Source organism: Bacillus sp. JJ675 (assembly GCF_036963165.1).
Lineage (GTDB): Bacteria > Bacillota > Bacilli > Bacillales > Bacillaceae > Bacillus > Bacillus glycinifermentans.
Map to the genome: position 1 here is coordinate 23,035 of NZ_JBALMR010000037.1, position 8,949 is coordinate 31,983.

At 47.4% G+C, this 8,949-nt stretch carries 11 protein-coding genes and 1 other RNA gene; 2 read left to right on the plus strand and 10 right to left on the minus strand.

The genetic code is table 11. The annotated features are described in order from the left end of the window. Positions 1-377: 377 nt before the first annotated feature. The 7 genes from ssrA to V7126_RS10470 all read right to left on the minus strand — a co-directional run bounded on the left by ssrA (position 378) and on the right by V7126_RS10470 (position 5,506). Positions 378-735: a transfer-messenger RNA gene (gene ssrA, locus V7126_RS10440) on the minus strand. A gap of 115 nt (positions 736-850) precedes the next feature. Beyond that, positions 851-1,324: an SsrA-binding protein gene (gene smpB / locus V7126_RS10445; RefSeq protein ID WP_046129137.1), complete on the minus strand. Its 474-nt coding sequence runs from the start codon at positions 1,322-1,324 to the stop codon at positions 851-853. Positions 1,325-1,436: 112 nt separating this feature from the next. Then, on the minus strand, positions 1,437-3,740 hold the full coding sequence (gene rnr, locus V7126_RS10450) for a ribonuclease R (protein WP_046129136.1): 2,304 nt from the start codon (positions 3,738-3,740) through the stop codon (positions 1,437-1,439). A gap of 13 nt (positions 3,741-3,753) precedes the next feature. Beyond that, the gene (locus tag V7126_RS10455; RefSeq protein WP_046129135.1) at positions 3,754-4,500 is read right to left on the minus strand and encodes an alpha/beta hydrolase; all 747 of its coding nucleotides are present in this window, start codon (positions 4,498-4,500) and stop codon (positions 3,754-3,756) included. Between the two features lie 117 nt (positions 4,501-4,617). Beyond that, positions 4,618-4,848: a preprotein translocase subunit SecG gene (gene secG / locus V7126_RS10460; RefSeq protein WP_046129134.1), complete on the minus strand. Its 231-nt coding sequence runs from the start codon at positions 4,846-4,848 to the stop codon at positions 4,618-4,620. 159 nt (positions 4,849-5,007) lie between these two features. Then, positions 5,008-5,292: an AbrB/MazE/SpoVT family DNA-binding domain-containing protein gene (locus tag V7126_RS10465; RefSeq protein ID WP_046129133.1), complete on the minus strand. Its 285-nt coding sequence runs from the start codon at positions 5,290-5,292 to the stop codon at positions 5,008-5,010. A 28-nt stretch (positions 5,293-5,320) separates the two neighbouring features. Further along, positions 5,321-5,506, minus strand: a complete 186-nt coding sequence (locus tag V7126_RS10470; protein WP_096892181.1) for a helix-turn-helix transcriptional regulator — start codon at positions 5,504-5,506, stop codon at positions 5,321-5,323. A 200-nt stretch (positions 5,507-5,706) separates the two neighbouring features. Between V7126_RS10470 and V7126_RS10475 the strand changes: the two genes are divergently transcribed. After that, positions 5,707-6,111, plus strand: coding sequence for a transcriptional regulator (locus tag V7126_RS10475; RefSeq protein WP_046129131.1), 405 nt, complete (start codon positions 5,707-5,709; stop codon positions 6,109-6,111). A gap of 156 nt (positions 6,112-6,267) precedes the next feature. Continuing rightward, a complete protein-coding gene (locus tag V7126_RS10480) occupies positions 6,268-6,666 on the plus strand; it encodes a helix-turn-helix domain-containing protein (protein WP_046129130.1) in 399 nt (132 codons plus the stop codon). Positions 6,667-6,712: 46 nt separating this feature from the next. Here V7126_RS10480 and V7126_RS10485 read toward each other — a convergent pair whose 3' ends face one another. The 3 genes from V7126_RS10485 to V7126_RS10495 all read right to left on the minus strand — a co-directional run. After that, positions 6,713-7,390 (minus strand): ABC transporter permease, encoded by a 678-nt coding sequence (locus V7126_RS10485; RefSeq protein WP_335497572.1) that lies wholly within the window; start codon positions 7,388-7,390, stop codon positions 6,713-6,715. A gap of 20 nt (positions 7,391-7,410) precedes the next feature. Beyond that, the gene (gene opuCC, locus V7126_RS10490; RefSeq protein ID WP_335497574.1) at positions 7,411-8,289 is read right to left on the minus strand and encodes an osmoprotectant ABC transporter substrate-binding lipoprotein OpuCC; all 879 of its coding nucleotides are present in this window, start codon (positions 8,287-8,289) and stop codon (positions 7,411-7,413) included. A gap of 49 nt (positions 8,290-8,338) precedes the next feature. Continuing rightward, positions 8,339-8,949, minus strand: a 611-nt coding sequence (locus V7126_RS10495; protein WP_335497573.1) for an ABC transporter permease, incomplete at its 5' end; no start/stop codon positions are given.

Below are 8,949 nucleotides of genomic sequence, written 5' to 3' on the forward strand. Positions count from 1 at the left end.
TTCACAGGTGATTTCTTTTTAAACTTTTTAATTTCTTTTGTAGTTATACTGGTAATATTATTTATCTTAAGAAAAATTATAAAATGGGAAGATTAACGTTCTCAAATAAAATAAAAAAGTGTTTCTCCCACTAAGGTTTCATGCCGTACTTCTATACAATTGGGGAGAAATGAAGTTAACTTTTTCTACATAACATTAAAAACTTCACAAGCCTCCGATTAAAGCAATGCTTTAAAGCTTGACTAATTGGTTTTAATACCTGAAAATTTTATGACATAAAAAAACCGCTGTTTACAATCAGCGGTTTTTTCATAATCTCGTTTCGTCGGTCAAAAAGAGTGCCTTAACCCTTCCTGGATCACCGAGTTCATCACTATGTATGGAGACGGTGGGAGTCGAACCCACGTCCAGAAACGTCGATACTTCAGCGTCTACGAGCGTAGCCCTGCATATTTAGATTCGCTCATCGTCGTGCCTGCGGGCGGGCCTTCGGAGAGCTAGTCTGATGAATCTCTTCCTGCGCCCTCAGACGGAGGCGCAAGCGTAGCCTACTCGGTTATGGGCTCTGTACCGGCACATAGGCGATGCGGGCAAGAGCTCGCTGCGCTAATTAGGCAGCTAAAGCTAAGTTCTGGTTATTAGATTTGCCAGTTATATTTAGGTGCGTTTTTACGAGATCGCCTCTCGGCTCGCAGCTCAAGCTCGATCCGTCCCTGTCGAATCCGTAACGTCCCCTTGTAAACAAGGTATACGGAAAAACTGGCTGCATCATTATTATAACAAGATCACGGCGAGATTGAAATGGTAATCTCTGTGATCACGTTCAAATATGATAACATACATCCAGGCTTTACATCAACCCTTTTTGCCTGTCGCGAAAAGCCCTTTCGATTTCGCGCTTCGCGTCTTTCCGCTTCAGGTCTTCCCGCTTGTCGAATTTCTTTTTCCCTTTTCCAAGACCGAGCAGCACTTTGGCAAAGCCGTTTTTTAAATACAATTTGAGCGGCACGAGCGAATACCCCTGCTCTTTCGTTAAGCCGATGAGCTTGTTGATCTGCTTGCGGTGCATCAAAAGCTTCCTCGTCCGCAGCGGATCGTGGTTGTAGCGGTTTCCCTGCTCGTACGGGCTGATGTGCATATTATGCAGGAACACTTCTCCCCTCTCGATTTTGGCGAAAGAGTCCTTTAAGTTCACCCGGCCGGCGCGGATCGATTTGATCTCGGTTCCTTGCAGAACGATGCCTGTTTCGTATGTTTCCTCTATAAAATAATCGTGATTTGCTTTTTTATTTTGGGAAACGACTTTCCCTTCTCCCTTTGGCATACGGCAACCTCCTCCCGCTTGCTTCTTTCCTTCCTGAAAAGGTAGCGAATACGTATTATTCTACCAAATCGGCGTCTGTCTTACAATTCGCCGCCTTTTCCGAAGTGTGCCGCTATTTTTTCTTTTTCTTTCTTTTTTGCTTCGGCGCGTTTTGAAACCCGCGTTTTTTCTTCACTTTTTTCTTTTTCGGCCGGGTGAACCAGTCGCCTTTTTCTTCGGAAGCCGGTTTTTTCTTGACGTCTGACTTCTTCTTGGCATCCGGTTTCTTCCGGCGGCGCGTCCCTTTCATGCCGACGATTTCGAAATCGATGTTTCGCTCTTCTTTATTGACATCAACGACGCGCACCGTGATTTCGTCGCCGATCCGGTAGACGTTGCCCGTTCTTTCGCCGATCATGGCAAAGTGCTGTTCGTCAAAACGGTAAAAATCGTCGGTCATAAAGCTGACATGCACCAGCCCTTCGATTGTGTTCGGAAGTTCGACGAACATCCCGAAGTTTGTGACCGAGCTGATGACGCCGTCAAATTCTTCGCCGATCTTATCCATCATATATTCGGCTTTTTTCAGATCGTCCGTTTCCCGCTCTGCATCGACCGCATTGCGCTCCATATTGGAGGTATGCTCCGCGATGTCAGGTAAAAGATGAGCCCACTTCTCCCGTGTCGCCTCATCCGTTTTCCCCTGAATTAAATACGTCCTGATCAGCCTGTGAACGATTAAATCGGGATAGCGGCGGATCGGTGATGTAAAATGCGTGTAAAACTCCGTCGACAGCCCGAAATGCCCGAGGCTTTGCGGGTCGTATTTGGCCTGCTTCATCGATCTGAGCATCACCGTTGAGATGACGGCTTCCTCAGGCGTGTCCCTGACATCATCCAATACCTTTTGCAGTGCTTTCGGGTGGATGTTCCCCGCTGTTCCTTTAACGACATAGCCGAACGTCGTGACAAACTCGAGAAACCTTTGCAGCTTTTCCTGATCCGGATCTTCGTGAATCCTGTAAATAAACGGAACGTTCATCCAGTGAAAATGCTCAGCGACTGTTTCATTGGCGACAAGCATGAACTCCTCGATCAGCTTTTCTGCCGTTGACCGCTCCCGCAGCACAACGTCTTTCGCTTTTCCTTCTTCATCGACGAGCACTTTTGCTTCCTTAAAGTCAAAATCGACCGCTCCGCGCGCCATCCGCTTCTCGCGCAAAACGGCGGCAAGCTCTTCCATATCTTTGAACATCGGCACAAGCGCTTCATACTTCTGCTTCAGTTCTTCATCATCATCGACCAGAATTTTGTTGACGTCTGAATACGTCATCCGCTCGGTCGTTTTGATGACGCTTTGGAAAATTTCATGCTCGACAACCTGGCCCTGCTTGTTAATCAGCATCTCACAGGACATCGTCAGCCTGTCTACTTTCGGGTTTAATGAACAGATCCCGTTTGACAGCCTGTGCGGGATCATCGGGATCACACGGTCGACGAGGTAGACGCTTGTTCCCCGTTCATACGCCTCTTTGTCGATCGGCGAGCCTTCTGTGACATAGTGGCTGACATCGGCAATATGGACGCCGAGCTTATAGTGGCCGTTCTTCAGCTTTGTGACGGTGACCGCATCGTCCAAATCTTTCGCATCTGCTCCGTCGATCGTCACGATCGTTTGATCGCGCAAATCCCGTCTTCCTTTAAGGTCGTTCTCATCGATCGTTTCCGGCGTTTCGTTTGCCTGCTCCATCGCCTCCGGGGGAAATTCTCCCGGCAGCCCGTGCTTATGAATGACGGAGAGAATGTCAATTCCCGGATCATTTTTATGGCCGAGAATTTCAACGACTTCTCCTTCTGCGCTCATCCGGCCTTCAGGATAGCTTGTCAGGCGGACGACGACTTTGTGCCCCTCGACTGCGCCGTTTTTGGCGTGTTTCGGGATGAAGATGTCATTCGTAATTTTTTTGTCATCCGGAATGACGAAGCCGAAGCTTTTCGTCTCAGTATAAGTTCCGACAACCGTCTCGATATTTCGTTCAACGATACGGATCACGGTTCCTTCTTTTTTTGTTCCGCCGGTCTGTGTGCTGAGACGGACGAGGACGGTATCGCCGTTCATTGCCGTCCCCAGCTCGGACGGCGGAATGAAGACATCGTCAAGGGAAGAATCCTCGGGCAGGAGGAACGCGAAGCCCTTTGCGTGCGCTGAAATCTTCCCTTTAATTAAATTCATTTTTTCCGGCAGCCCGTATCTGTTGCTTCTCGTCCTGACAATAAGCCCTTGTTCCTCTAAAGTAACTAGGGCTTTGACAAGCTCTTTATACTCATCTGCATCCGTAATTTCAAGCATCTCCTCCAGTTCCTGTACTGTCAGAGGTTTATACGCTTCTTCCTTCATAAAGGCGAGAAGCTTATCCATAAATTCTTCTTTTTCCACTAACCAGACCTCCTTATGTCTGCCAATCCAGCGTTTCTAAAAACCTGTACACATCCTCGTGCAACGTGTCCCGCTCTTTATCCAAAGTGATGGCATGTCCTGATTCTTCATACCACTTGATTTGCTTATCATCCGTCTCGACTTCATTGTAGATAATGTTCGCGCTGTCCGTATTAATCATATGATCATGGCGGGCCTGCACCACAAATGTCGGCGAATAAATCATGTCGACATGATGTCTGACATCTGCGATCAGCTCCTGTAATGCTTTTAATGTGTTCATCGGCGTTTTTTTGAATTCTTCCATTTCCGCGTCAATTTGTTCAGCGGATTTTCCTTCGAACTTCTTATAATTCCGGGCATAATCAAGGACGCCTTGATACATCGTTTCTTCGCTTTTGATGTACATCGGCGCGCACATTGGGACAATTCCCTTCACGGGTACAGTGTAACCCAATTTCAGCGAAAAAACCCCTCCGAGAGACAGTCCGCAAGCCGCAATTTGTTCATATCCTTCCGATTTTAAATAGTCATAGCCCTCCATGACGTCTTTCCACCAATCTTCCGGACCTGTATGTACAAGCTCTTCCGGCGGCACCCCGTGTCCTTTATATTGCGGGGCGTGGCACGTATAGCCCCTTTCATTCAAATACCTTCCGAGCATGCGCACATCGGCCGTGTTTCCGGTAAATCCGTGCAAAAGAAGGACGGCTTTTTTTCCGCCTTTAAATGTAAAAGGTTGTGGTTTGACGATTTTCATGATTTACAGTCTCTCCTTTTCATATCTATTCTTCCACGTTTGAAATGGAAACAAACTTTCATCCGTTAAATAAGAAAAAAGGTCTGACTTCAACATCAGACCTCATGCTTCATTGCCTTATACAAAGTAAGCAAGCGCAATCGTTAGGAAAAAGAAAAGCACGACCAATACGACCGTAATGCGGTGAAGAATCAAATCGAGCCCTCTTGCTTTCTGCTTTCCGAAAAGCTGCTCAGCTCCCCCGGAAATTGCACCAGACAGCCCGGCGCTTTTGCTGGATTGCAGCAAAACGACAATGATTAGTACGATGCTGACAATCACTAATAAGACGGTTAAAAATGTGGCCATTCCCTACACCTCCAGACAAACTGGCTGACAATATTTTTATTTTACATGAAAACGAAGTGCATGTCACGAGCTGTCCGTGCGTCTTTTTTATTTTTTGCGGCTCCGTTGTGCCCTAAACCAAAAAGAAGCGGAAAGATCGCCGCTTCATGATATGTAACATTATTTCTTTTTCGACAGCGCCTCCATCATATCTTTCAGAAGCAGCTCTGCACCGCGCGGGCTGAGCACGATTTTGCCGCCGGCGTACGCTCTGTTCTGCGTTGTGATTTCTCCAGTCATCAGACATGCCATGTTGGCAGCGTACTTCGTGAGAATGATGCTGTCTCCGTCGCTGTATATTTCAAGCGGGTCCTTTTCCTTGATATTCAGCACCTTGCGCATTTCAACCGGGAGGACCACCCTTCCCAGCTCGTCGATTCTCCTTACGATTCCGGTATTTTTCACTTTGTGAAATGCCTCCTTTTCTCCTTTTTTATTGACTTTTGTCAACATCCTGATAATAAAAGAGATCTTCGAATTTCTTGTTGAAGTAATGAATCATTTTGCCGATGACAAGCTGGCCAGGCCTCCTTTCTCCATTTAACACTCTGCTCAGTGTTGCCGGGGATACGCCGATTTCGATGGCAAGCTGATTTAAGGAAAGATTATGTTCGATCATATACTGAAGGACAAAATCTCTTTTGATATGGATCTTCTTTACCACTTTACCTCCCCCTCATGCGAATATATATTTCTTTTTATCTACATCCACCATATACACTTTGTTAACTTTTGTCAATACTTTTATCATCCAGATGTTTCCTATAGTCAATATTCATACTAAAATATTTGATAATAAGAGATTGCGAGGTTTTATCCATGACAAACTTTGGAAGCCATTTAAGACAATTAAGAGAACGAAAAAAACTAACCGTCAATCAGCTTGCCATGTATTCCGGCGTCAGCTCCGCCGGCATTTCGAGAATCGAAAACGGGAAGCGCGGTGTCCCCAAACCGGCGACGATCAGGAAGCTTGCAGACGCTCTGAAGATTCCGTATGAGGAATTGATGGCATCAGCCGGCTATATCAGCGCCTCAACGGTGCAGGAATCAAGGAGCAGCTATGATACCATCCATGATGTCGTCTCAAGGCACGGCTTGGAGAATCTGTCTCTGTTCGACAGCGAAAAATGGAAGCTCCTTTCGAAAAAAGACATTGAAAACCTTGACAAATATTTTGACTTTCTCGTTCAGGAAGCAAAAAGCCGGGACGGCAAATCCTGATCCTCTGCCATCGTTCCTCTTTTTAGCCCGTACACATTTCTTGCTGCTATTTTATCCCTTATGTTAACTTTTGTCAATATTTTTCCTGTTAAACTGTTTCCTTTAGTCAACATTTACTTTAAAATGTACATATCATAAGATTGAGAGGTTATGGCGATGACGACGTTTGGAGAGCAGCTTAAAAAACTGCGGGAACAAAGGAAATTATCGGTTAATCAGCTGGCGATGTATGCCGGTGTGAGCGCTGCCGCGATCTCCAGAATCGAAAACGGGCACCGCGGAGTCCCGAAACCCGCGACGATCAAAAAATTGGCAGAAGCCTTAAAGATTCCTTATGAACAGCTGATGGACATCGCAGGCTACATGAGCGCGGGCGAAATCCGAGAAAAGCCGCCGGGCTACCGCACCATTTGCGATATCGCAGATGAACTGGATGCAGAGGATTTGTGGCTGTTTGACGCGGAAAAGTGGGACTGCCTTTCCCGCGAGGATATTTTACATCTTGAGCAGTATTTTCACTTTCTTGTCGCTGAAGCCAAGAAACGAAAACAGTAAAAAGCCGAATTTCCTTTTTAAAAGAAATTTCGGCTTTTTACTGTGGTTATGCGGTTCCAGGGCCTGGCGAACGTCCTTTGCTGCTTTTCACCGGGCTTAACACGCGCTCAACCCAGCCCATCAAAAGATCGGCGATCACGGCCATCAGCGCGGTCGGGATCGCACCCGCGAGAATGATCGCCGTTCCGTTCGTGGCGTTCGATCCTCTGACGATGATATCGCCGAGTCCGCCGGCGCCGACAAACGTTCCGATGGCGGTGATGCCGATCGCGATCACCAAAGCGGTTCTAAGGCCGGCCATGATCACGGACATCGCCAGGGGAAGTTCAACCATCCGCAGTACTTGCAGCTTCGTCATGCCCATCGCTTTGCCCGATTCGAGATAGGCGTGCTCGATGCTGACGATTCCCGTATAGGTGTTTCTGATGATCGGCAGAAGCGAATACAGAAATAAAGAAAGGATAACCGTATTTGCCCCCAGCCCCATGACGAGCATGAGCACGGCAAGCATCGCCAGCGCCGGTATCGTCTGAATCACGTTTGTAATGGCAAAAACCCAGCCGCTGATTTTTCGGTACCTCGCGATCAAAATGCCTGCCGGGATGCCGACGATCGCGGCGAACAGCACGCCGTACGCCGACATTAAAAAGTGGCGGAAAAATTCCTGAAGAACATAGCCTCCGTTTTTCGCGTAGTATGTCCAAAGCTGTTGAAGGACTTCCATCTGCTGCATCACCATCCTTTTTACTGAAAATAGTTGTGTTTCTTTAAAAATTCTTCGGCGACGACAGACGGCTCTTTCAATTTTCCGTCGACCTCGTAATTGAGCTCCTGCATCGTCTCAGTGTCGATTGTTCCGATCAATTTACCGATGACGCCTTCAAGTTCGGGATGCTCCTTCAGCACTTTCTCCGGAACGACGGGCGAGCAGTCGTACGGCGGGAAAAAGCGCTTGTCATCCTTCAATATTTTCAGATCATAGGCTTTGATCCTGCCGTCCGTTGAATAAGCGAGGACGATATCCATCTTGCCGTTTTTGACGGCGTCATAGACAAGCCCGATCTGCATCGGAAACGTTGAACCGAACCCGAAGCGGTACGTTTTTTTAAACCCTTCATAACCGTCGCCTTTTCGTTTCAGCCAGGCATTGTCAACGCCGAGCTTGAGCGTGTCCGCGTCTTTTTTTAAATCAGAAATCGTTTCATAGTGTTCTTTGGCCAGTTTCTTCGTGATCGTAAACGCGTACGTATTATCAAATCCGTAGGAATCAAACCATTTATAATTAAATTTCTTTTTAAAATCCTTCTGGACGATTTTGAGCGCTTTTTCCGGGTCCTTTTCCGCTTTTCTGCCGAGCGTGCTCGTCAGGTCTGTTCCGGAATAGCGCGTTGCGGAAATATCGATATCCCCGCTGAGCATCGCCTGGTGCTGCACATAGTTTGAACCGAGATTTTTCACCAGCACCGTATTTAAATCCGTATCATGCTCGATGAGCTGGGAGAGCATATTGGCGAGAATCTCGGATTCCGTCATGCTTTGAGCGCCGATTTTAATCGTTTTGTCAGACGCCCCGCCCAGTCCCGGGAGCGCACAGCCGCTCGCAAAAAGCGAGAACACCAGCATAACGGCACAGATCAGCCTCAATGTTTTCTTCTGCATATAAGCCAACTCCTTACGATACTTCCTTCATCCCTTTTAATCCTTCAGGCGTGACTTTGCTTTCGGTTTTCTGAAGGATATAATCGATCAGCACGGCCAATATGATAACGGGAACCGCTCCGGCGATAATATATTCAGGCTGGTACAGGTTGAGCCCGATAAAAATGTAGTCGCCGAGGCCCCCGCCGCCGATAAACGAGGCGAGCGTCGCCCATCCGATCAAGTAGACGGTCGATGTCCTGATTCCCGCCATGATTACCGGAACCGACAAGGGCAGTTCGACGAGGCGGATCTGTTCCCATGCAGTCATACCGATTCCCTTTCCAGACTCCAACAAATTTCGATTGACCCCTTTTACACCGGTATACGTATTTCTTAGAATCGGTAGGACTGAATAGAAAAATAATGCGACGATCGCCGGAACCTTCCCCACGCCGAGCAGCGGAATAAAAAACGCTAAGATCGCCAAACTCGGCAATGTCTGCACGATATTGACGGCGCCGATTACGACCTCCGCTCCCTTTTTCATCCTCGTCAAAAGCACGCCGAGCGGAACAGCCGCAACAATGCCGAAGAGCACCGCCAAGATGGAAATGTATAAATGCTCCCATGTTTTATAAAGCA

Excerpts from the sequence above, each read along its gene's own strand:
- V7126_RS10455 (WP_046129135.1), bottom strand. The coding sequence starts at position 4,500 with ATGAAAATCGTCAAACCACAACCTTTTACATTTAAAGGCGGAAAAAAA.
- V7126_RS10485 (WP_335497572.1), bottom strand. The coding sequence starts at position 7,390 with ATGGAAGTCCTTCAACAGCTTTGGACATACTACGCGAAAAACGGAGGC.
- V7126_RS10480 (WP_046129130.1), top strand. The coding sequence starts at position 6,268 with ATGACGACGTTTGGAGAGCAGCTTAAAAAACTGCGGGAACAAAGGAAA.
- secG (WP_046129134.1), bottom strand. The coding sequence starts at position 4,848 with ATGGCCACATTTTTAACCGTCTTATTAGTGATTGTCAGCATCGTACTA.
- V7126_RS10470 (WP_096892181.1), bottom strand. The coding sequence starts at position 5,506 with ATGATCGAACATAATCTTTCCTTAAATCAGCTTGCCATCGAAATCGGC.
- opuCC (WP_335497574.1), bottom strand. The coding sequence starts at position 8,289 with ATGCTGGTGTTCTCGCTTTTTGCGAGCGGCTGTGCGCTCCCGGGACTG.
- smpB (WP_046129137.1), bottom strand. The coding sequence starts at position 1,324 with ATGCCAAAGGGAGAAGGGAAAGTCGTTTCCCAAAATAAAAAAGCAAAT.
- V7126_RS10475 (WP_046129131.1), top strand. The coding sequence starts at position 5,707 with ATGACAAACTTTGGAAGCCATTTAAGACAATTAAGAGAACGAAAAAAA.